This window comes from Streptomyces sp. NPDC048566 (assembly GCF_043199735.1).
Lineage (GTDB): Bacteria > Actinomycetota > Actinomycetes > Streptomycetales > Streptomycetaceae > Streptomyces.
In genome coordinates this window covers 128635-149924 of the sequence record NZ_JBICWL010000007.1, presented here as the reverse complement: position 1 = coordinate 149924, position 21290 = coordinate 128635, and the positions used below count along the sequence as shown (strand labels likewise).

Genomic DNA, 21290 nt, shown 5'->3' with positions numbered 1-21290 from the left:
ACTCTCCACACCGCCGTGCGTGCCGTCGCGGGAAGGGGGTACACGTGCGCCGCCCGATCCCCGCCGCGCCGTGCGGCGGGGACAGATCCACAGGGAGGGGCTCTGAGATGACCGCGCTCGAGACGGCGGCAGCACCGACGGTGGCCTTGCCGGCCATAGCCGACCCCGCGCAGGTCGCGCCGAAGGACGCCCGCGAGCTGTCGCGGCTGTTCTTCGACCAGCTCGCCGTTCTGGAGGAGGGCACGCCCGAGTACCAGTACGCGCGCAACACCCTCATCGAGATGAACATCACCCTGGTCCGGTACGCGGCGGCGCGCTTCCGCAGCCGCAGCCAGGGCGAGATGGAGGACATCGTCCAGGTCGGCACCATCGGCCTGATCAAGGCGATCGACCGGTTCGAGCTGAGCCGCGAGGTCGAGTTCACCTCCTTCGCCGTGCCGTACATCGTCGGCGAGATCAAGCGCTTCTTCCGCGACACCAGCTGGGCCGTGCACGTCCCGCGCCGTCTCCAGGAAGCGCGCGTCCAGCTCGCCAAGGCCACCGAGGAACTGCGCAGCCGGCTCGGCCGGACGCCCACGGTGAAGGAACTGTCCGCGCTGATGTGCCTGAGCGAGGAGGAGGTCATCGAGGCGCGGCTCGCCTCCAACGGCTACACCTCGTCCTCCCTCGACGCCACCATCAACGCCGCCAGTGACGGAGAGGCCGCGCTCGCCGACTTCATCGGCGCGGACGATCACGCCCTGGAACTGGTGGAGGACTTCAACGCCCTCGCCCCGATGATCGCCGGGCTCGACGAGCGGGAACGCCGCATCATCCACCTGCGGTTCGTCGACGAGCTGACCCAGGCGCAGATCGGCGAGCAGCTCGGCGTCTCCCAGATGCACGTCTCGCGGCTGCTCAACCGCACCCTGGCCAAGCTGCGCGCCGGCATGCTCGCGGCCGGCTGACGCTCCCCCGGAGCCCGGGGCCGACCGCGACGCCGGGCCCGGGCGCCGGCGGCCCCGCACCCGGCGCGGCGCCGGGGGTTTCCGGCGCCGCGCCCCGGCCCCGGATGCCCGCCGCCCGTGTCCGCCCCCGCGATCCGGCCCCCGATCGCGCGACCACGCCGCGCGGTGCCGCGGGCCGACCCGCCGGCCTGGCCGGCCGGTGCGGTGAGCGGGTCTGCCGGGCATCGCGACGGGGTGAACGCAGCCCGTCGCGGTACCGGCCGCCCGGGCGGGTGCATCCGTTCGCCGCCCGGCCCGGGAACACGGGCAGAGGCGGCGGCTGCGCCGACCGCGCCCCGGACCGCGGAGGCGGGACGGGCGGGCTCTCGCCCCCGCGGCCGGTCCGCCGCACCACCGGTCCGTCCCCGGTGTGGGACGCCTCGGAAAGGGGACCCGACCTGCCATGAGACTCCTGAGCGAGGGACGCACCCGGCCCGGCTCCGCGCTGCCCTACGCGGTCACCGCGACGGCCGTGGCCGCCGCCGCGCTGGCCGGAGCGGCGGCGGTGGATCCGGACAGCACCTGGTACCGGCGCCTCGACAAACCGGCCTTCCAGCCGCCCTCGTGGGCGTTCGGCGCCGTGTGGACGCCGCTGTACGCCTCCCTGGCGTGGGCCGGCGGGCGGGCGCTGAGCCGCGCCGCGGAGGGGTCCCGCTCCGCGCTGGCGTTCTCGCTCGGGGCGAACCTGGTCCTGAACGCGTCGTGGAACTGGCTGTTCTTCGGCCGCCGCAGCCCCCGGGCCGGGCTCGTCGGCACCCTGCTCATCGACGCCGGCACCATCCAGCTCATCCGCCGGACCGCCGCCGTCGACCGGGTGGCGGCCCGCGCCCTGCTCCCCTACGCGGGGTGGTGCGGGTTCGCCACCGTCCTGAACGCCGCCATCGTCCGCCGCAATCGGGGCTGATCCCGGCCCGGCCCTTCACGGGCCGGTCCGGTCCGGTCCGTCAGGCGACGGCGTGCACGGCGCGCAGCGCGCTCTGGTGGCTGAGCCAGCCGACCGGTGTGCCGTCCTCGGCGTCGAGCACCGGGACCCCGGTCCCGCCCGCCGAGAGCAGCCCGTGCAGGGCCTGGGCGAGCGGCTCGTCGCTCAGGACGGCGGCGGGCGGCTCGGCCAGCTCGCCCACGCGAGTGGGCGCCGCGTCGGGTTCCTCCGCGAGTGCCTCGCCGACCGACTGCGCGGTGACCGTGCCCAGGTACCGCCCGGCGGCGTCGACGACGGGGAGGGCGCCGTGGCCGGAGAGGCTCAGCGTCTCGGCGGCGTCGAGGAGTGCCGTGGTGGCGGGCAGCGGTGCGGGGAGCGGCTCCATGACCGAGCCGACGCGCTGGGTGCCGATGGGGGCTCCCTGGGCCGCTCCCTCCAGGTCGACGCCCCGCCGGCGCAGCTTGAGCGTGTAGATCGTGTCGCGGGAGAGCAGCCGGCTGGTGACGGTGGCCAGCACGATCGCGAGCATCAGCGGCAGGATGATCGAGTACTCGCCGGTCAGCTCGAAGAGGATCACCACGGCGGTGATCGGCGCGCGGGAGGACCCCGCGAACACGGCACCCATGCCGACCAGTGCGTACGCTCCGACGGCGCCCGCCGTGTGCGGGAACACCGCGTGCGCGGCGGCGCCGTACGCGGAGCCCAGCATGGCGCCGATGAACAGGCTGGGCGCGAACACGCCGCCCGAGCCGCCGATGCCGATGGTGAGGCTGGTCGCGATCACCTTGCCGACCAGCAGGAGCAGCAGGAATCCGACCGCGTAGCCGCCCTCCGTGGCGTGCTGGAGCACCGGGTAGCCGACCCCGTACATCTCGGGCAGGGCGAGCAGGACGAGTCCGAGGGCGAGGCCGCCCACGGCGGGACGCAGCCACTCCGGTCCGCGCCAGAGCCAGTCGCACGCGTCCTCGATCAGGTACAGGACGCGGGAGAAGCCCACGCCGACGAGCGCCGCGACGACGCCGAGCAGCGCGAACAGGCCGTACTGGGAGACGTGGTCGACGTGGAAGGCGGGCAGGTGCAGGAAGGCCACGTCGCCGAAGGCGGCCCGCCCGATGACGGACGCGGTCACGCTGGCGAGGACGGTCGCGCCGAACGCCTCGGCGCTGAAGGTGCCGAGGATGAGTTCCATGGCGAAGAAGACACCGGCGAGCGGGGCGTTGAACGTGGCGGCGATGCCGCCGGCCGCGCCGCAGGCCACGAGGAGCTTCAGCCGGGCCTCGGTGAGCCTGGTCATCCGGCCGAGGGTGGAGCCGAGCGCGGAGCCGATCTGGACGATCGGGCCCTCGCGTCCCACCGAGCCGCCCGAGCCGATGGTCAGGGCGGAGGCGAGCGTCTTGACGACCGCGACCTTGGGGCTGATGCGTCCGCCGCGCTGCGCGACGGCCAGCATCACCTCGGGCACACCGTGGCCGCGGGCCTCCTTCGCGAACCGGTTGACGAGCGGGCCGTAGAGCAGGCCGCCGACGACCGGGGCCAGGAGCACGAAGAAGGGGCCGAGCCAGGGCAGGTGCGGATGGGAGGCACCCGGCGACGCCGCGTAGTCGGCGTGACCGGAGAAGAGGTGCGTGAAGGTCTCGATGCACCAGCGGAAGACGATCGAGCCCAGTCCGGCTCCGGCGCCGACCGCGACCGCCAGCGCCATCAGCCCCCAGGGAGCGGTACGCAGCCCGGTGGGCCGTCCCGGGAGCCCTCCGGCCCCCTCGGCAGGGCGGCCGGTCCGTTCGCTGTGCCGGATCACCTGGGTGGTCCCCATCTCTTCCCCTTCCTTACTTTTGCATTGTGCAAAGTATGACAGGGTCCGGCCCCGGCCGGCGCCCGCGTCCGAGACGTGGGACCGACAAGCCATTTTGCACTGTGCAAATATGGGTAGTGGAGATGTCGTGAACAGAGCCCGACCGAGAGAGGTGGACCATGCACTCACACGTTCGTCGCGCGTACTCCTTCGCCTGCCTGGACTGCGGTAACGGCTGGGAGGGCGACTACGACATCGACGTGACGGTGGACGAGCACGCCCGGATCTCCGCCGTCTACGAGGTCGAGGGCCGGCGGGTCCCGTCCCCCCTGATGTCCCCGAGCTGCCCGGAGTGCGAGAGCCGGAAGATCCGCATCATGCGTCCGGGCCGCGTCTCCTCCGCCCGCCTCCACGAGACGTGAGCGGAGCACCGGCGCGCATCCGGGGCCGGGGGTCCGGCAGGACGTGAACGGGTCCGTGCCCGGAACGCGGCGGCCCGGGGAAGCCGTGGGACACCCGGCGCCGAGCGGGCAACCGACCGGCGGGACGGCGTACCCCGACCGCGCTCCGCCCGCCGCCCGGCCGCGGCGGAGCCCGACACCCCTTCCCGCCCCGCACCCCCGCCGCGGTGCCGCGGCGCGACCGTCCGGGTCGCGCCGGCCCCGGAACCGCCCACCGACACCGAACACGCCCCACGACCGCCGCACACGCCGCACCCGTGGCACGTCACACGGAGGGCTCGGTGCGAGCGGACCGCGGAGCACACCGCCGGAACCGGCCGACCGCACCTTCCGCGCGGCGGACACCCCGGCGGGTCGCGCCGGGCGGAGCGCGTCCGGGGCGACGGCCCGCCGCCCCGGCGGCGACGCCCGCACAGGCACCCGAGCACCGGCCCGGCGCGGGCCGGGTGCCGGAGGATCGCCGCACCCGCCCGCCGGGAACCCACGGGCAGTCCGTCGCCGGCCACCGGTCCGCGCGGGCACGGCCGGGCCGGACGCGGGCCGCGGATCGGCGGACCAGCCGCCGCCGGGCCGTCGCGAACGGTTCGCCGGGCCCGTGGGAACGTCGGCGCCCGGCAGCGCGCACGCCGCCCGCGCCGCGCACCCACGTGATGCACACCACATGGCAGAGTGCAATTTTTGCCCAGGGCAATGATGAAACAGCCGTACTGTTCCGTACCTCCTGACGTAAGGAACAGCTCGCGCCTGGAGGCAGCATGCCCATCTCCCGCAATTGGCTCGGAACCGCCTTCGTGGGCGGCGCGCTCGCCCTGACGCTCACCGCTCTCGCCTACCCGGCGATGCTCGGCGTGCAGAACGCCTCGACCAACACGTCGCGGATCATCTCCAACACCACCTTCGGGCCGCTGACCGAGGCCGACCGGGACTTCGTGGTCAAGGTCCGTTCGGCCGGGCTCTGGGAGTACCCGCTCGGCGAGATCGCGATGAAGCGGGGCACCACGCCGGCGATGCGGGAGGCGGGCGAGCACCTGGTCGTCGGGCACGCGGGGCTGGACGAGTTGTGCCGGAAGATCGCCCCCGAGCTGAACATCACGCTGCCCAACCAGGCGACCCCGCAGCAGCAGCAGTTCGTGGTGACCGCCGACTCCAAGAAGGGCAAGGAGTTCGACTCCACCGCGGTCAACATCATGCGCGTGACCCACGGGCAGATCTTCCCGGCCATCGCCAAGATCCGTGCGACCACGGAGAACACCCTGGTGCGCCAGCTGGCCGACCTCGCCAACGACACCGTGCTCGACCACATCACCGTGCTGGAGAAGACCGGCCTGGTCAACTTCGACCAGGTCAACTTCCAGCAGACGACGCCGCCCAAGCTCCCCCAGGGCCAGGTCACCCCGCCGCCGCCGCAGCCCGGGTCCCCGGTCCTCGTGCTCAAGGCGCGCCCGGACCTGGACGTCCACACGGCGGCCCCGACGGCCACCCCCTCCCCCGCCTCGGCCCCGACGGTCGGCTGATCAGCCGCTCTCCGCGCCGCCGTCCTGCGGAGGGTCCGCCGGGCCGCGTCCGCCCGGCGGCGCGGGGACGACGTGGGTGAGGCGGTAGGACCGTACGACGGCCACCACGCACCCGGTGACCAGGGCCGCCGCCAGCGCACCGACGCCGATCAGCGGCTCCGCCACCGATCCCTCCGCGACACCGCGGGGCGGCACCCGCCCCTTCGGGTCGTAGACCACGGGGAGCGCGTCCCCCGGCCGGGTGGCGCGGTCGCAGCCGCGCCAGATGCGCACCGTGAGCGGCACACCGTCCTCGTCCGCCACCGAGCAGAGACGGCGGTCCCGGCCGGCGTACGCGCCGTGGTCGACGTCCGTGACCACGACGGACCGCAGGCGCCCCCGGTCGGCGAGCACCACGCCCGCCGCGGCCTGCGGGGCGTGCAGCGCCAGGCACATGCCGAGCAGGGCGACGATCCCGATCAGGGCCCGCCCCGCGCGCACGAGGGCCAGGTACAGCGCGAGCGCCCCGGCGGCCACCAGGCCCCCCTCGCCGTCGGCCAGCGGGGGCAGCCCGGACCAGGCGCCGACGGCTCCCGCGCCGATGATCGCCGCGACGCCGAGGAGCCCGGCGAGCAGGCCCTCGCCGACCAGCCACCAGGGCGGCAGCCCGACGAACTCCGCCGGACCCCACACCACGGACCGCACGTGGGCCATCAGGGTCGGCTCCGACGCCCGGGACACGGCGCGGCGGCGCGGTCGGCGCATGCCCGGTCCCCCCTGTGCTGCTCGTCGTCGTTCGTGAAGGGGCCGATCAGGCCGCCGGGCCGGGGCTTCGCCCCGCACCGGCGCCGCCGGGTCGCCCGGCGGCGCTGCCGGACTCCGGCAGCCGGGATCGCCCGAAGTCGTTCTGTTGCATTATGCAAAACGGTGCCGCGGCGGTGCCGTCCGGCCGTCCCGGCGGCGGGGAGGTTCAGGAGCCCTGCGAGACCTGGGGCTCGGTCGCCCAGCCGAGCGGATGCGGCTCCGGGGTGTCCGCGGCGGGCGCCGGAGGCTCGCCGCCCGCCTCGTTGAAGGCGCCGAGCGCACCGACCAGGGCGGCCCGCTGCTGCGGGGCCAGCCGCTCGACGATGGCCGCGATCTCGACCCGGCGCCGGGCGGTGACGTCGCCGACGGTCCGCCGGCCCTCGTCCGTGAGCCGCAGCAGGGTCTCGCGCCGGTTCTCGGGGTTGGTCTGGCGGTCGGCCAGCCCCGCGGCGATGAGCCGGTCCACCATCCGCATGGCGGTGGAGGGCGCGACCTGGAGCAGTTCGGCCAGCGCCACCAGCTTGGTGGCGCCGCGGGTGGACAGCACCACCAGCATGCGGAACTGCGGCAGGGTGACGCGGTCCTCGACCTCGGCCAGGGAGCGGGCGGACACCGCCACCAGCAGGCGCGAGGCGGTCAGGACCGCCCTCGTCACGGCATCTACGTCGTCCATCGTCCCGGCTGGGGTCTCGTGCTCCGGCATAGGTCCTTTCTACCGTGCCGGACCCGCCAACCCCTCACTCGATGGGGACAGATTTACCTTCGCCGTGGTCGTGGTACCTCAGCAGGAGCATCGCGGCGTCGTCGTGCGGCGGCCCCTGGGTGTGCCGCACCAGGTCCTCGCGCAGGGCGCCCAGGGCGCTCCGCGCGTCCGGGTCCTTGAGCAGGTGCGCCCGGTCGCCGAGCGGATAGAAGACGTCGTCCGCGTCGCGCGCCTCGGTGACCCCGTCGGTGAACAGCAGCAGCTGCTCCCCGGGAGCGAAGGGCACCCGGTGCGGCAGCGGCCCCTCGCCCCCGTGCGCCCCCAGCCCCAGCGGAAGGGCGTAGGAGGGAGGCTGCGGGAAGTCCACGCTCCCGTCCTGCCGGACGAGCATGGGGGCGGGATGCCCGTAGTTGAGGAGGACGGCCTGCCGGTCCGAGCCGATCTCGGCGAGCACGGCGGTGACGAACTTCTCGCCCTCCAGCTCGCGCGCGACACTGCGCTCCAGCCGCTCGCCGAGACCGACCAGGCTCGCCTCGTCGTGCGCCGCCTCGCGGAACGCGCCGAGCACGACCGCCGCCGTCTCCACGGCGGCGAGCCCCTTGCCCTGCACGTCGCCGACGATCACCCGCACGCCCTGGGGGACGCGACCACCTCGTACAGATCCCCGCCGATGCGCGCCTCGGCCACCGCGGAGGTGTAGGACACCGCCGTCTGGAGGGGTCCGGCCGTCTGCGGCACCGGGCGCAGCAGCACCCGCTGCGCCACCTCCGCGATCGACCGCACGCTGGCCAGTTCGGCCTCGCGGCGCCCGCGCATCACGGCGGCCGCGATGCCCGCGCAGGTGACGCCGGCCACCGAGATCATCGCGGTGAAGCCGCGCCTCTCCTCGAACAGCCCGTCGTACAGGCCGAGCGTCACGCACAGGACGAGGGCGACGGCGCCGATCAGCGCCGTCCGCCGCCAGCTGCCGACGAGTCCGGCGAAGGCCGGTCCGAGCGACACCAGCGGCAGGAAGCCCACGCCGGGGCCCGCGACGATGTCGGCTGCCGCGACCACGGCCATCGCCGCGATCGGCATCCACGACAGCCCCGTGAAGCTGGGTGTCGGCGTGCTCTCGGTCATGACGGTCTCCATCGGTGTCGCGACGATCGAGAGCCGCCCTCCACGGTTGCGGCAGAAGCCCCCTCGTTTAGACTATGCAAAGGTTTATCCGGCGAAGCGACTCTCGGCCCGACCCTTTACCCAATCGAGGCCGGGATCAGACATTCCCTTCGGGAGGGGCGACGATGCCGCAGGTCCCCGGGCGACCGCCGCCGCCCACCGGATGGCGCCGCCGGCTCGCACGGCTGCCCGTGTTCCTCTTCCGCGTGGGACTCGGGCCGCTGTTCGGGCGGCGGCTGCTGGTACTGCACCACCGGGGGCGGGTCACCGGGCTCGACCGCCGGGTGGCACTGGAGGTCGTCGCCCGCGGGCGCCATCCCGTCCACTGGATCGTGGCCTCGGGCTTCGGACCGCGATCGGACTGGTACCGCAACCTGCTCGCCGAGCCGAAGACGGTCATCCAGTTCGGCAACCGCCACCACGCCGTGACCGCCCGCTTCCTCGAACCGGAGGAAGGCGCGCTCGTCATGGCCGACTACGGGCGGCGCCATCCGCGGGCCGCCCGCCGGATCTGCGCGTTCCTGCGCCTGCCGGCGGACGGCGACCGGGCCTCGCTGCTGGCGGCGGGCCGGGCCGTCCCGTTCGTCCGGCTCGACGACGCCGGCCCGCCCCGCCCGTGACCGGGCGGGGCCCCGGCGGCACCGAACGTCACCGTCGCCGCGCTCCGGGGACGCAAAGGGGCCCCAAGCCCTGGCGATCTCATTTTGCATTGTGCAATGATCTGTAGTGGGGGCCGATCCGGCGACCGGCAGCCGCTCGGCGCCCAGGAGTGACGACGGCACAGTGTCCGGCACGAGCACAAGCGCCGGTCGTCGGCAGGCCCCCACCAGCGGACTGCCGGCCTCCCGCACGCGACGCGGGCCCGGCCGTGCCGGGCCGCGGGATTGTGCGGCGACGGGGGCCGGCACACCGGGCCGGAACAAGAACGACGGGACAGGGAAAGTGAGCGCAGTGGCAGATCGCGCGCCCGGCGAGGACGGACGGCCGGACGAGGAGGCAGCCGCCGCCTCCGCCCTCGACGAACTCTGGCAGCGGTTCCTCCACGACCACGAGGGCGCCATCCGGGCCACCGCGCCGCGGGAACCCTCCGCGGCCGAGCGCACGGCGCCGGCCCCGCGTCCCGCCCGCGCCGCGGGCGACGCCGCCCCGGTGCCGCCGTCCCCGGTGTCCGTCGGCGACCTGTGGTACCCCGCCGAGCCGCGCCCGCGCCGGGCCTGGCGGGACCTGGACGGCGTGGCGCGACGGCGCCGTGTCGGGCGGGCCCTGGGGACCGCCGCCGCGACGATCGTGCTCGTCGGCGCCGTCACGACCTGGCCGGTCGCCTCCGGCGGCCCCGCCGGCCGTGCCGGGGACACCGGCACCCAGCAGTCCGAGGACGCGCCCGAGGCGCTGCCCACGGCCACCGCCCTGCCGTCCGCCCCGGCGTCCGCGGCCACGGCCGCGCCCGTCGCGCGGCTGGGCTGAGGAACCGGGGGCGACGGGGTGCGCACGCGGGGCACGGCGGACGCGCGGGACCGCGCGGAGGGATGCGTCCACCGGTGAACGAGGCGAACGACCGCGCGGCCTCGGCCGGCGGGGACGGCGAGGCGTCCCTCGTCCTGGAGACGTCGCTGGCGCTGGACGGCGAGTCCCGCACCGCGCAGGCACGCCGACTGGCCGTGGGCTTCCTGACCCGGGCCGGCGAGGACCACGGGATCGCACTGTCGGCCGTCACGGTGGAGAACGCCCAGCTGATCGTCAGCGAACTGGTCACCAACGCCCGCAAGTACGCGCCGGGTCCGGCCCTGCTGCGGCTGCGGATCACCCTCGACGTGCTGCGGGTCGAACTCTGGGACAGCAATCCCCTCCCGCCCACGGTCAGGGCTCCCGACCCCGGGCGGGTGGGCCAGCACGGCCTGGAGATCGTCGCCGCGCTGGCCCGCACCGTCACCGTCGAGCGGACCCCCCTCGGCAAGCGGGTCGTCGCCGACATCGCCCTCCACGCGGCCGGCCCGTGACCGCGGCGCGGCCGGCCGCGCCGCGGCGCCCGTATCAGGCCAGGGCGAAGTAGCGCAGCCACACGTATCCGAGGGAGATCACCACCGTCACGGCCGTCACGACGAGGCCGTACTTGGTGAACTGCCAGAAGGTGATGGGCTGGCGGTTGCGCTCCGCGATGCCGAGGACGACCACGTTCGCCGAGGCGCCGATGGCCGTGGCGTTGCCGCCCAGGTCGGCGCCGAGGGCCAGCGCCCACCACATCACGTGGTCGCTGCCGCCGCCCATGGTGTGGACGAGGTCGCTGGTGATCGGCGCCATGGTGGCCACGTAGGGGATGTTGTCGACGACTCCGGACAGGACCGCCGAGGCGCCGAGCAGCGTCAGGGAACCGCCCAGCTCGTTGGTGCCGATGACGTCCGCCAGCGCGCGGGAGACCTCGTCGATGACCCCGGTGTCGATGAGGCCGCCGATCATGATGAACAGGCCCGCGAAGAACGCGAGCGTGGGCCACTCGACCTCGGAGAGGACCTCGCCCGTCTGGGCCGTCGAGATCGCGATGAGCAGGCCCGCGCCGAGCAGCGCGACGATGCTGGGCTCGTAGTGCAGCACCGGGTGCAGCACGAAACCGGCCACGACCAGGGCCAGCACGATCAGGCCCTGGACCAGCAGCCGGGGGTCCCTGATGGCCTCCCGCTCCTCCAGCGCCATCACCTCGGCGGCCCGCTCCTCGTCGTAGACGAAGGCGCTGCGGAACATCACCCGGCACAACGCGATCAGGACGACCACGAGCACCGCGGCCAGCGGGGCGAGGTGGACCAGGAAGTCGTTGAAGGTCAGGCCCGCCCGGCTGGCGATGATGATGTTGGGCGGGTCACCGACGAGGGTCGCGGTCCCGCCGACGTTGGAGGCGAAGACCTCGGCGATCAGGAACGGGGCGGCGGGGAGCGCCAGGCGCTCGCAGACCAGCAGCGTCACCGGGGCGATCAGCAGCACCGTGGTGACGTTGTCGAGCAGCGCGGAGGCCACGGCCGTGATGACGATGAGCATGGTCATCACCCGGAAGGGGCGGGCTCTGGCCCGTTTCACCGACCAGATGGCCAGGTACTCGAACATGCCGGTCTTCTTGAGAACGCCGACGATCATCATCATGCCCATGAGCAGGAAGATGACGTTCCAGTCGACCCCGGAGTCCTCGGAGTAGAACGCCGAGACGTCGTCGGTCGCCCCGATCGCCAGCATCAGGCCCGCGCCGCCCAGGGCCACGGCGACGCGGTGGATCTTCTCGCTGATGATCAGGGCGTACGCGCCGACGAATACGACGATCGCCGCCCAGCTGTGCCAGTCGTTCACGGTGCTCCAGTTCCTCCGGTGGGTGTCAGGGTCGTGCCGCCGGCCTCGTCGCCGTCCGGGATGCCCACCAGCTCGTCGACGTCGAAGGCCCTGGCGATCGGTACGTCGGTCGAGCTGTGCGCGATGATCGAGAACGCGATGCACACCGCGATCAGGGTGAACGCCTGCTCGGCGTGCGGGATGCCCGACTGCAGCACCAGCAGCCCGTAGACCACGGACGCGAAGCCCTTCGGGCCGAACCACGCCGCCACCAGCCGCTCCTTGCGGGGGATGGTCGTGCCGACCAGCGAGATCAGCAGCGACGCCGGGCGGATCAGCACGATGGCCAGGATCACCGCGACGTACCCGCCCCACGACAGGTCGCCGAACAGCCCCGGGGTCAGCAGCGCCCCGAAGACCAGCAGGGCGGCGAACTTCGCCAGCTCCGCGAGCGCCTCGCCGAGCGGCTCGAAGGACGAACCGGCCTCCGGGGAGACGTGCGCGAGCACGGCACCCGCGGAGAACGCCGCCAGGTAGGGGTTGGCGTGGGTGAGGTGGCAGGTCGCGTACAGGATGATCCCGGTCGCCAGCGGCAGCAGGGGCTGGAGCTTCGGCTCGGCGCCGAGCAGCGGGAGCCGTACCAGGCCGTTGACCAGCAGCGGGAGCACGATGCCGAAGACCAGGCCGAGGAGCAGCTCCAGACCGATCCTGCCCGGCGACGCCTCGATCGTGCCGGCCGTCGGCCCGGCCGCCGCGATCAGGATCAGGACGACGGGCAGGGCGAGGCCGTCGTTGACCCCGCTCTCCACGTTCAGCAGTTGCCGGAGTTTGGCGGGCACCTCCCGGCGTCCGACGATCGCCGAGGCGAACACCGGGTCGGTCGGCGCGAGCACGGCGCCCACCAGGAAGGACGTTGTCCAGTCCAGGCCCACCAGGTAGTGGGTGACCAGGGCCATGAAGGCGAAGGCGAGCGGCATGCCGAGCCCGAGGGCGCGCACCGGGTTGCGCCAGTTGGCGCGCAGGGTGGGCAGGGAGACGTGCATGCCGTCGGTGAACAGCACCGCGAAGAGGGCGAGATCCGCCGTCACGGAGACGATCTCGCTGCCCGGTGTGATGTGGATGAGGCCGAGGAAACCGTCGCTCACCAGCGCGCCGCCGACGAGGAAGAGGAAGGAGGTGGACAGCACCGTCCGTGCCGCCAGGCCCGACAGCGACACCGCCACCAGCAGTGCCACGCCGAACACCATCACCAGGACCATGCCGAACACCTCGATCGGAAGAGAGAGTCATCCCCTGCTCGCCGACCAGGCTTCCCGGCACACCGCTGGGAACCCTACCGGGTCGTGACGCGTCTTCGACAGGCTGCCGGCGGGCACCCCGAGCGGGCGGGGATTGCCGGTTCCCGGCAACGGGTGAGGCGCCTGCCGGACCGTACCGCCCTCCCGGCCGCCGCGCCGGGCGGCTGGTGGGAGTGTCGCGGGGCGGCGGCGCGGGCCACCGGGCGCCGGCGTGCGGCCGGGCCCGCTGTTCCGGCTCCGCACCCGCCCCCCGTCCCCGGACCGGGCGCCCGGTCCGCCGGCCCGGCGGACCGGGGACACACCGCCTCGGTCCCGCAGGCGCGTCCCGGCGGCCTCGGTGGCCTCAGTGGCCGGCGAACTCGCCGCTGAGCTTCCGGTGCAGATCGGCGCTCGGATCGTTCAGGCCGGTGATCTCGACGCTCTTCCCGCGCTGCCGGTACTTCGTCTCGACGGCGTCGAGGGCGGCGACGGAGGAGGCGTCCCAGACGTGGGCGGCGCTCAGGTCGATGACGACCCGGTCCGGATCGCCCGCGTAGTCGAACCGGCCGACCAGTTCGTTGGACGAGGCGAAGAAGAGCTCCCCGCTCACGGAGTAGACGACCGTCGTGCCGTCGGGGTCGCAGACCGCCGTCACGTCGGCGAGCCGGGCCACCCGCCGCGCGAAGACGACCATGGCCGTGACGGAGCCGACGACGACGCCGATCGCGAGGTTGCTGGTGGCGACCACGACGACGACCGTGACGAGCATGACGGCGATCTCGCCGGCCGGCATCCGCCGGAGCGTCCTCGGCGCGATGGAGTGCCAGTCGAAGGTGGCGAAGGACACCATCACCATGACGGCGACCAGCGCGGCCATCGGGATGTCGGAGACGACCGGGCCGAAGACGATGCACAGCACCATCAGGAACGAGCCGGCGAGGAACGTGGACAGCCGGGTGCGGGCCCCGGACACCCGAACGTTGATCATGGTCTGGCCGATCATGGCGCAGCCGCCCATGCCGCCGAAGAGGCCGGTGACGATGTTGGCGATGCCCTGGCCGACGGACTCGCGGGTCTTGGAGGAGCGCGTGTCGGTGATCTCGTCGACCAGCTTGGCCGTCATCAGCGACTCCATCAGGCCGACCAGCGCCATGGCCAGCGCGTAGGGCGCGACGGTGGTCAGGGTGTCGATCGTGAACGGCACGTCCGGCAGGCCCGGCACGGGAAGCGAGGACGGCAGTTCGCCCTTGTCGCCGACGGTCGGGACCGCGATGGCCGCGGCCACGGTGATGACGGTGAGGACGACGATCGACACGAGCGGGGCCGGGACCACCTTGGTGACACGCGGGAAGAGCACCATCAGGGCGAGGCCGCCGGCGATCAGCGGGTAGACCGGCCACGGGACGTCGTGCATCTCGGGGACCTGGGCGACGAAGATCAGGATGGCGAGGGCGTTGACGAAGCCGACCATCACACTGCGGGGCACGAACCGCATCAGCTTCGCGACACCGAGGGCGCCGAGGGCGATCTGGATGACCCCGGCCAGGATGACGGCGGCGACCAGGTAGCCGAATCCGTGCTCGCGGTTCAGCGGTGCGATGACCAGGGCCACGGCTCCGGTCGCGGCGGAGATCATGGCCCGCCGGCCGCCGACGACGGAGATCGTGACGGCCATGGTGAAGGAGGCGAACAGGCCGATCGCGGGATCGACGCCGGCGATGATCGAGAAGGAGATCGCCTCGGGGATCAGCGCGAGGGCGACCACCAGGCCCGCGAGGACCTCGGTGCGCCAGACCTTGGGGTCGGACAGCCAGTCCGGCTTCAGGCCGCGCAGCCGGGCGGCGGGGGAGACAGCGGTAGCAGCGGAGGACAAGGGATCAGGAACCTGTCGTCGGGCACGCCCATGCGTCGGCGGGAGGGGTGCGAGAGGGTGCGGCGGGAGCGGTCCGGCGCCCGCGGGCGGCTCCGCGAGCGGAGCCGGGCGACGGCCGAGGGACCGGACGGAGCCCGTGCGGCGGCGCCGGGGTCATGTCCGGGAGCGGTGTGTCAGGGCGGGCAGGCTGCGGCGCCGGGCGTCACGGGCTCGCGCACGCTGGTCTCCTGCGAGAATCGGGTCTTCGCCGGGGGCGGCGTCGGCCCCGGCGCGGCACGGTCGGGCGGCTTCACGCCGCACCGCCGACCGCAACTCTACCCTAACGTTAGGGTAGAGATCGGTGACGCCCGCCCGGGGCGGGCTCCGGCGCGGGCGAGAGAGGTCGGAGGACCGCAGGCGTGGACGGCAGGCACATGCAGATCGGCGAGGTGGCCACGCGGACCGAGCTGTCCCTGCGCACCATCCGGCACTACGAGGAGACCGGCCTGGTCGTCCCCTCGGCCCGCTCCCGGGGCGGCTTCCGCCTCTACACCGAGAGCGACGTCGCCCGCCTCATGGTCATCCGGCGGATGAAGCCCCTCGGCTTCACCCTGGAGCAGATGCGGGAACTGCTCGACGTCGTCGGCCGTCTCGACGCGGGCGCCGACCCCGCGTCCGCCGAGGGCCGGGCCCTGCTGGCGCGGGTGCGGGCCTACGAGCGCGAGGCGACCGAGCAGGTCGAGAAACTGCGGGTCCAGCTGGCCCGCGCGGAGGACTTCGCGGCCACCCTGCGCGGGCGTCTGCCGGACGCCGGCTCCGCCTGACCGGCGGTCAGGCCGAGCCGGCGGCGAGGAGCCGCTCCAGCAGGTGCGAGGCGGTGATGACGCCGAGGAGCAGCGGGTCCGCCTTGTCCTTGTCGACCACGGCCACCAGCGGGCTGCGGGCCTGCGCCATCTGCGCGGCGATCTCCAGCGCGGTGTCGTCCGGGGCCGCGACGACGGGCGGCGGGATGGTCTTCGACAGGCAGTCCCGCACCTTGCGGCCCGCCAGGGCCGCGCACAGCCGGTCGGCGTGGCGCTCGTCGATGACCGCGGCCAGGGTCGGGTCCTCGATCACGTACCCCGGCACCAGGATCTTGATCATCTGCGAGGCGGGGAGGATCGCCCTCGGGGCACCCCGCTCGTCGAGTACCAGCAGGGCGGGGAGCCGGTGTTCGGCCATGAGGCGGGCGGCGTCGAGGGCGTCGCTCTCCAGGTCGACCGTCTCGTAGCGCTCCGCCAAGTCACGTGCACGCACGCCCTGCTCCCGTCTCGATCCCCGCAGCACCCACGGGCCCCGCGCCGGTGCGGCGTTCGGCCCGGACCATCTGGTCGCACGAGCACGATACAACCAGCCGGCGCGGGGCGTCCGGGCCGGCCGGCCGTCCCCGCTCCCCCGGGCGGTGCCCGGTGCGCACGCGACACGGTCCCCCTCGGCGGTGCCCCGCGCACACGCCGCCGCGGAGGGGGCGGCCGCCGTGCGGCGCGCTCGCTCCGGCGGTGCGCAGCCGCGCCGGCGGACGGGCCGTCACGAGGTCACCCGCCGCACGGCGTGCCGGGCTCCGGTGTCGGCGGCCGGGCGGCGGGGGTCGGCGACGCGGGTGATGGCCGACTCGACGGCGGCGACCCGGTCGGCCAGCAGCCCGAGGGCCGCGACCGCCCGGACCAGCGGGTCCTCGCCGGGGCCGCCGAGCGTGCGGGTCCTGACGTGGGCCGCTCGCACCTCGGCCCAGCGGGCGGACTGCTCGGCCGTGAGGGTGCCGCGCAGTTCGGCGAGTTTCAGGAGGTTGGCCTCGGCGCCGGTGGTCAGGGTCTGGGCCTCGGCGGCGTAGTGGTCGTCGATGACGGCGGACAACTCCGCCTCGTTCATGACGGGCTGGACCCGCTGGACGATCTTGTTCATGTTGCGGTAGGAGCCCTGGAGCCGGAACGGCGGCTCGGTGCGGGCGTCGTCGGACCGGGCGGCGGAGGCGATGTAGGCGGCGTTCACGGCGAGGACCGTCTCGCGGACGGTGAGGACGTGGCGCAGCACGGCGACGACGCGCTCCGTCTCCGCGGGGGCGTAGGGGTGGTCGAGCCGGTCGGCGTGGGCGGTCGGGTCGCCGGCGGCCAGGCGGAGGAACAGGTCGAGGTCGGCGTGCCCGCGGCCGGCCAGCGGGGCCAGGACGGGGTGGGCGGTCAGGGCGTTCTCGACGAAACTCAGCGCGAACGCCTCGTCCTTGCCCGTCAGGACCTCTCCGAGGTTGCGGACGTCGGCGCGGTTGGCGAGCATGTCGGGCACGCGGAAGCGGCTGCCGGACTCGGTGTAGGGATTGCCGGCCATGCACACCGCGAAGCGCTTGCCCCGCAGGTCGTAGGTGTGGGCCGCGCCGTCGCGGACGCCGTCCACGCGGCGGGTGGTGTCGCACAGCGGGATGAACTTCTGGAGCAGCTCCGGCGAGGTGTGCTGGATGTCGTCGAGGTACAGCAGGGTGTTGCTGCCCGCCGCGAGAGCGAAGTTGATCTTCTCGACCTCGTGGCGTGCGGTGGCGTTCGGCGCCTCGGCCGGGTCGAGCGAGGTGACCGCGTGGCCGAGCGCCGGGCCGCTGATCTTGACGAACAGCAGGCCGAGGCGGTGGGCGACGTATTCCACGAGGGTCGTCTTGCCGTAGCCCGGCGGGGACACCAGCAGCAGGAGGCCGCCGGTGTCGGTGGTCCGTGTCTCGTCCGCCGTGCCGAGCTGCCGGGCGAGGCTGTCGCCGATCAGCGGGAGGTACACCTCGTCGACGAGCCGGCCGCGGACGAAGGACGCCATGGGGCGGGGGGTGTGGTCGTCCAGGCGCAGCCGGGAGCGTTCGGCGGCCACCAGGGCGGTGCGCAGGCGCACGTGGGCGCGGAAGGCCGGGACCTCCTGCTCGCGGAACCTCTTCGTCCGGGCGAGGAACTCGTCGAGGCGCAGCGGCAGACGCCCGCCGGTGACACGCGGATGCGAGCCGAGCAGGTTCTCCGCGGTGGTCGTCAGCGGGGCGTCCGCGGCGTAGCGGGGCAGCGAGGGGCAGAGTTCGGCGGCCACGGCCTCGGCGAGGTCTCCGGGGTCGGCGCCGGTGGCACGGACGTACGCGGCCAGCCACGCCTCGACCACCTGGCGCCGCGCGGCGAGGCCGTCGAGCCGGTCGAGGTCGTCGTCGTACGCGGAGGTGCCCGTGGTGTCGCGGAACGCGTCGAGCAGGGCCCGGGCCCCGGCGCTGAGCGCGAAGCCGTCCGGTCCCCCGGCCAGTTCCTCCACGAGGTAGGCCGCGGCGGCCGACGCGGTGCTCGTGTCGGGTGCCGGCTCGGACCAGCCGGTGAGGGAGTCCGCGAGCTCGCGTTCCAGTGCGGCGATGGCGGGCGTCGGGCCGAAGGCGTCCCGGGCCCGGGCGAGGGACAGGGCGCGGCGGTGCCAGTCGGCCCGTGCGTCGGCCGGGACGCCGTGCGCCCAGAACAGCACCGCGAGCGCGCGGGCCGCCGGCTCGTGCAGCAGCGCCCCGGCCCGCCGGTGGAGCGGAAGCAGCGCGGTGAGGATCACCGTCGCGTCGTGGTCGTGCACGCCGCGTTCGTGGCCCTCGTCGTACGCCTCCTCGGCGGCCGTGCGGACCAGGGCCGCCAGGTCCGCCTCGGCGAGCGCCTCGGGGCCGTGCTCGGCCAGCAGCCGGGCGGCGAGGTGCTCGGCGCGGTAGACCTCGGGGGACTCGGAGGGCAGGTGCCGGTCCCCGTACGCCCCGGAGGCGGCGAACTCCGGGTCCCTGACGGGTGCTCGGTAGTCGGTGCCCGTGACGGCGAAGGCCGGGGCGCCGTCGTGCTGCACCAGGGTGAGCTCGTGCGGCCGGGTGTCGACGGTGAAGCGGTGGCGGCCCAGACGGAGGGTGCGGCCGTCGTCCGCGTAGAGGTCGGTCCGGTCGCGGAGGGTGCGCACGGCGTGCTGCCGGGCGGCCTTCAGGCGGCCGTCCAGTTCCTGTGCCCGGACGCCGTCGCCGAGGTCGCGCAGGTCGTCGGCGGTGCGCCGGACCTTGGCGACCATCGGGTCGGAGGCGAAGAACGCGGACACGGCGTCGGCGTCGGCGAGCGAGGCCGAGCGGCGGGCGACCGTCTCCAGGACGCGGGCGGCGGACGTGGCCAGCCGCTCGGCCCGGCGGGCGCGGTCGTCGGCGAGCGTCTGCCGGCGGGCGGCGAACACCTCGGTGATCTCGGTGCGCCGGTCGGCCAGTTCGGCCACGTGTGCGTCGGACTCGGAGAAGCGGCTCTCCAGGTTCTCCAGCCGCACCAGCAGGCCCGCGAGCTGCTCGTCGCACCGCTCGGGGGCGTCGCTCACGGCGAGCGCCGCGGTGACGGCCTGGCCCAGCAGGGCGAGGCCGGCGGTGAACTCCGCGCGGCCCTCCTGCTCGACGAGGGCGGCACGGCGCGCGTCGAGGACGGCGCGGGCGCGGTTGACGCCGCCCAGCGCCTCGGCCACCCGTTCCAGCACCCGGGTGCGGACCGTGGTGTCGGCCGTGTCGCTGCCGGCGGCCACCTCGGTCACCGTGCGCAGCCCGTCGGCCAGTTCGTCCAGTCGGGCGGTGAGGGGAGCGGCCTCGGCTACGGTGGCGATCGCCCCGGCGTCGGCGGTGAGCCGTCCGAGGAGCCTGTGATGTCCGGCGAAGGCGTCCTCGCCGGCCAGGAAGGTCACGGCGCGGCGGCCGAAGGCGTCGATGTCCGCCGCCACGCCCGCGGCCAGGTCGTCGATCCGGGCCGTGTCGCAGTGGCGCATCTCCTTGAGGGTGAGGATGTGCCCGTGCGCGTGCCGCAGTTCGGTCAGCCCGGTCACCCAGGCCGTCGCCTCGCGCGGGGCCTCGCCGCGCAGGCGGCGCAGCACCGCCGCGGCACGCTCCGCCGCCTCGTCGAACGCCTCCGCCGCCCGCCGGGTCGATGCGCGGACGGCCTCGAACTCGGCTGCCACCTGTTCGGCGGTGCCGCGCACCGCCTCCAGGGGGGAGAGCAGGTCGCCCGCCTCGTCGTCGCCGAGCCAGTGGTGGGCGTCGGCGACGCGGACGCAGTCGGCGCGGAGCGCCTCGTAGACCTCGGGCGTGGGGGTGGTGCCGGCGGCGGACCGGGAGACGGAGAGGCAGTCGGAGATCGCGCGGACGAGGTCGGCGTTGCCGATGCGGGCCAGCGGCCCCGATCCGGCGGGGGCGCCGGCGGCGAAGGCGTCGGCGACGTAGGGCGACCGCCACACCCGCACGGGGTGGACGCGGGCCGGCTCCTCGCCGCCGGTGCGCAGCACCGTGAGGGTGCCGTCGTCGAACAGCGCCGATCCGTGGCAGGTCAGCGGGGTGGCGACCTCCTTGCGGATCGTGTTGTAGGAGAGCAGCAGACCGCGGCCCCCGGCCCGTGCGTGGAAGACGTACAGCACGTCCTCGCCGTTCGGCGCGCGCACCTCGCGCTCGAACTCCAGGCCGCCGGTGTCCACGTCGTAGGTCTTGTGCGGCCCGGAGGCGAGGCAGTAGCCGCCGGGGAACACGATGCCCTGGTCGTCGGGCAGCCGCCTGCACGCCCGGCCGATGCCGTCGAGGCGGACGACGGAGCGGGTGAGGGTGTTGAACACCAGGTGGCGGTCGGCGTCCTCCTTGTAGGGGCGGATCCGCAGCAGGACCAGGGCGCCCACCCGGGCGTGCGCGATGTCGGCGTCGGCGAGCGCCTGGAGCGGCTCGTCGACCGGCTCGGAGTGGAGGGGCTCGCCGGTCCCGGTGTCGCCGTCGGCCCGGACGGTGAGCGTGCCCCCGACCGTGGAGACGAGGACCTCGCCGCGCACGCGGACGTGCGGACGGCTGCCGAGGACGTGGTCCTCGCGCGTCGCGGGAACCCACGCGACGTCGTGGGCGGGCGGGACGACGTGGTCGCGGTCCCCGCGCGCGTCCAGGAAGGACACCTGCCCGTCCGCTGCGAGCGCCCAGCGCAGCACCCGGATGTCGTCGGCCTTCTCTCCGGTCCGGAAGACCGCCAGCAGCCGGCCGTCGACGCGCCGCAGCCGCAGGAGGCGGGCCTGCCGGTAGTAGCGGTGGAGCGCCGCGAACTCCCCGACGAACGCCGGATCGTCCAGCAGGCCCGGCACCGTGTCCTCGGGCAGCGGTTCGAGGTCCTGGTCGTACAGGGCGAACACGTCGGCCACCGCCGTGTCGCGGGCGATGCCCGGCCCCGGGGTGCGGCCGAGGAGCAGGAAGGCGCCGACGGCGACGATGTCACCGGGCACGGCCGGGTGCTCGGTGCGCAGCCGCCCGGTGGTGGCCAGCTCCAGCCGGGAGGAGCCGAACTCCTCGGTGCGGCGGGCGTTGAGCGCCTCCGCGCGGCGGGCCAGTTCGGCGGCCTGCGCGGCGAGTCTGTCCCGCAGCACCTCGTAGGTGCCGGTGTCGACGGCGCCGTGCGCCGCGGTCCCGGGCGTCGTCCCGGGCGTGCGGCCGGTTGCCATGATGCGTGCGTCCCTTCGGAAGGTGGGAGCCGGAG

General features: G+C 74.4%; 16 protein-coding genes and 1 pseudogene. 8 read left to right on the top strand and 9 right to left on the bottom strand.

What is annotated here, in order from left to right:
- Positions 1-107 precede the first annotated feature (107 nt).
- Positions 108-947: an RNA polymerase sigma factor SigF gene (locus ACGFS9_RS14550; protein WP_393253267.1), complete on the top strand. Its 840-nt coding sequence runs from the start codon at positions 108-110 to the stop codon at positions 945-947.
- Positions 948-1389: 442 nt separating this feature from the next.
- Positions 1390-1890 (top strand): TspO/MBR family protein, encoded by a 501-nt coding sequence (locus tag ACGFS9_RS14545; RefSeq protein ID WP_393253265.1) that lies wholly within the window; start codon positions 1390-1392, stop codon positions 1888-1890.
- Positions 1891-1930: 40 nt separating this feature from the next.
- Here ACGFS9_RS14545 and ACGFS9_RS14540 read toward each other — a convergent pair whose 3' ends face one another.
- The gene (locus tag ACGFS9_RS14540; RefSeq protein ID WP_393253467.1) at positions 1931-3610 is read right to left on the bottom strand and encodes a chloride channel protein; all 1680 of its coding nucleotides are present in this window, start codon (positions 3608-3610) and stop codon (positions 1931-1933) included.
- 269 nt (positions 3611-3879) lie between these two features.
- On the opposite strand from ACGFS9_RS14540, the gene ACGFS9_RS14535 reads away from it, so the two are divergent.
- Entirely contained in the window at positions 3880-4122 is a 243-nt protein-coding gene (locus tag ACGFS9_RS14535) for a hypothetical protein (RefSeq protein WP_393253264.1), read from the top strand.
- A 794-nt stretch (positions 4123-4916) separates the two neighbouring features.
- Positions 4917-5675, top strand: a complete 759-nt coding sequence (locus tag ACGFS9_RS14530) for a DUF4142 domain-containing protein (protein WP_393253263.1) — start codon at positions 4917-4919, stop codon at positions 5673-5675.
- Here ACGFS9_RS14530 and ACGFS9_RS14525 read toward each other — a convergent pair whose 3' ends face one another.
- The 3 genes and pseudogenes from ACGFS9_RS14525 to ACGFS9_RS14515 all read right to left on the bottom strand — a co-directional run bounded on the left by ACGFS9_RS14525 (position 5676) and on the right by ACGFS9_RS14515 (position 8283).
- Complete coding sequence (locus ACGFS9_RS14525) at positions 5676-6419, bottom strand: hypothetical protein (RefSeq protein ID WP_393253261.1); 744 nt, start codon at positions 6417-6419, stop codon at positions 5676-5678.
- Between the two features lie 205 nt (positions 6420-6624).
- The gene (locus tag ACGFS9_RS14520) at positions 6625-7161 is read right to left on the bottom strand and encodes a MarR family winged helix-turn-helix transcriptional regulator (RefSeq protein WP_393253260.1); all 537 of its coding nucleotides are present in this window, start codon (positions 7159-7161) and stop codon (positions 6625-6627) included.
- Between the two features lie 34 nt (positions 7162-7195).
- Positions 7196-8283 (bottom strand): annotated as a pseudogene (locus tag ACGFS9_RS14515) (PP2C family protein-serine/threonine phosphatase).
- Between the two features lie 164 nt (positions 8284-8447).
- On the opposite strand from ACGFS9_RS14515, the gene ACGFS9_RS14510 reads away from it, so the two are divergent.
- The 3 genes from ACGFS9_RS14510 (at position 8448) to ACGFS9_RS14500 (ending at position 10319) form a co-directional block, all read left to right on the top strand.
- Positions 8448-8942, top strand: coding sequence for a nitroreductase family deazaflavin-dependent oxidoreductase (locus tag ACGFS9_RS14510; protein WP_393253259.1), 495 nt, complete (start codon positions 8448-8450; stop codon positions 8940-8942).
- Positions 8943-9273: 331 nt separating this feature from the next.
- On the top strand, positions 9274-9786 hold the full coding sequence (locus ACGFS9_RS14505; protein ID WP_393253257.1) for a hypothetical protein: 513 nt from the start codon (positions 9274-9276) through the stop codon (positions 9784-9786).
- 74 nt (positions 9787-9860) lie between these two features.
- Positions 9861-10319: an ATP-binding protein gene (locus tag ACGFS9_RS14500; RefSeq protein ID WP_393253255.1), complete on the top strand. Its 459-nt coding sequence runs from the start codon at positions 9861-9863 to the stop codon at positions 10317-10319.
- Between the two features lie 34 nt (positions 10320-10353).
- Here the strand turns inward: ACGFS9_RS14500 and ACGFS9_RS14495 are convergent, their stop codons facing one another.
- The 3 genes from ACGFS9_RS14495 to ACGFS9_RS14485 all read right to left on the bottom strand — a co-directional run bounded on the left by ACGFS9_RS14495 (position 10354) and on the right by ACGFS9_RS14485 (position 14781).
- Positions 10354-11652 (bottom strand): SLC13 family permease, encoded by a 1299-nt coding sequence (locus ACGFS9_RS14495; RefSeq protein ID WP_393253253.1) that lies wholly within the window; start codon positions 11650-11652, stop codon positions 10354-10356.
- A complete protein-coding gene (locus ACGFS9_RS14490; protein WP_393253251.1) occupies positions 11649-12890 on the bottom strand; it encodes a cation:proton antiporter in 1242 nt (413 codons plus the stop codon). Before ACGFS9_RS14490 ends, ACGFS9_RS14495 begins: the two co-directional genes overlap by 4 nt.
- A 382-nt stretch (positions 12891-13272) precedes the next feature.
- Positions 13273-14781 carry a SulP family inorganic anion transporter gene (locus ACGFS9_RS14485; protein ID WP_393253249.1) on the bottom strand — a complete coding sequence of 503 codons (1509 nt, stop codon included), beginning with the start codon at positions 14779-14781 and terminating at the stop codon, positions 13273-13275.
- A 398-nt stretch (positions 14782-15179) separates the two neighbouring features.
- Here ACGFS9_RS14485 and ACGFS9_RS14480 point away from each other — a divergent pair, with 398 nt between their 5' ends.
- Entirely contained in the window at positions 15180-15584 is a 405-nt protein-coding gene (locus tag ACGFS9_RS14480) for a MerR family transcriptional regulator (RefSeq protein ID WP_393253247.1), read from the top strand.
- A gap of 7 nt (positions 15585-15591) precedes the next feature.
- Here the strand turns inward: ACGFS9_RS14480 and ACGFS9_RS14475 are convergent, their stop codons facing one another.
- Together ACGFS9_RS14475 and ACGFS9_RS14470 are read right to left on the bottom strand one after the other, a co-directional pair.
- On the bottom strand, positions 15592-16056 hold the full coding sequence (locus ACGFS9_RS14475; protein WP_393253245.1) for a CBS domain-containing protein: 465 nt from the start codon (positions 16054-16056) through the stop codon (positions 15592-15594).
- Positions 16057-16326: 270 nt separating this feature from the next.
- On the bottom strand, positions 16327-21255 hold the full coding sequence (locus ACGFS9_RS14470; protein ID WP_393253243.1) for a DNA repair ATPase: 4929 nt from the start codon (positions 21253-21255) through the stop codon (positions 16327-16329).
- Positions 21256-21290 lie beyond the last annotated feature (35 nt).

Coding starts and splice junctions, on each gene's coding strand:
- ACGFS9_RS14550 (WP_393253267.1), top strand. CDS start 108: ATGACCGCGCTCGAGACGGCGGCAGCACCGACGGTGGCCTTGCCGGCC.
- ACGFS9_RS14545 (WP_393253265.1), top strand. CDS start 1,390: ATGAGACTCCTGAGCGAGGGACGCACCCGGCCCGGCTCCGCGCTGCCC.
- ACGFS9_RS14540 (WP_393253467.1), bottom strand. CDS start 3,610: ATGGCGCTGGCGGTCGCGGTCGGCGCCGGAGCCGGACTGGGCTCGATC.
- ACGFS9_RS14535 (WP_393253264.1), top strand. CDS start 3,880: ATGCACTCACACGTTCGTCGCGCGTACTCCTTCGCCTGCCTGGACTGC.
- ACGFS9_RS14530 (WP_393253263.1), top strand. CDS start 4,917: ATGCCCATCTCCCGCAATTGGCTCGGAACCGCCTTCGTGGGCGGCGCG.
- ACGFS9_RS14525 (WP_393253261.1), bottom strand. CDS start 6,419: ATGCGCCGACCGCGCCGCCGCGCCGTGTCCCGGGCGTCGGAGCCGACC.
- ACGFS9_RS14520 (WP_393253260.1), bottom strand. CDS start 7,161: ATGCCGGAGCACGAGACCCCAGCCGGGACGATGGACGACGTAGATGCC.
- ACGFS9_RS14510 (WP_393253259.1), top strand. CDS start 8,448: ATGCCGCAGGTCCCCGGGCGACCGCCGCCGCCCACCGGATGGCGCCGC.
- ACGFS9_RS14490 (WP_393253251.1), bottom strand. CDS start 12,890: ATGGTCCTGGTGATGGTGTTCGGCGTGGCACTGCTGGTGGCGGTGTCG.
- ACGFS9_RS14470 (WP_393253243.1), bottom strand. CDS start 21,255: ATGGCAACCGGCCGCACGCCCGGGACGACGCCCGGGACCGCGGCGCAC.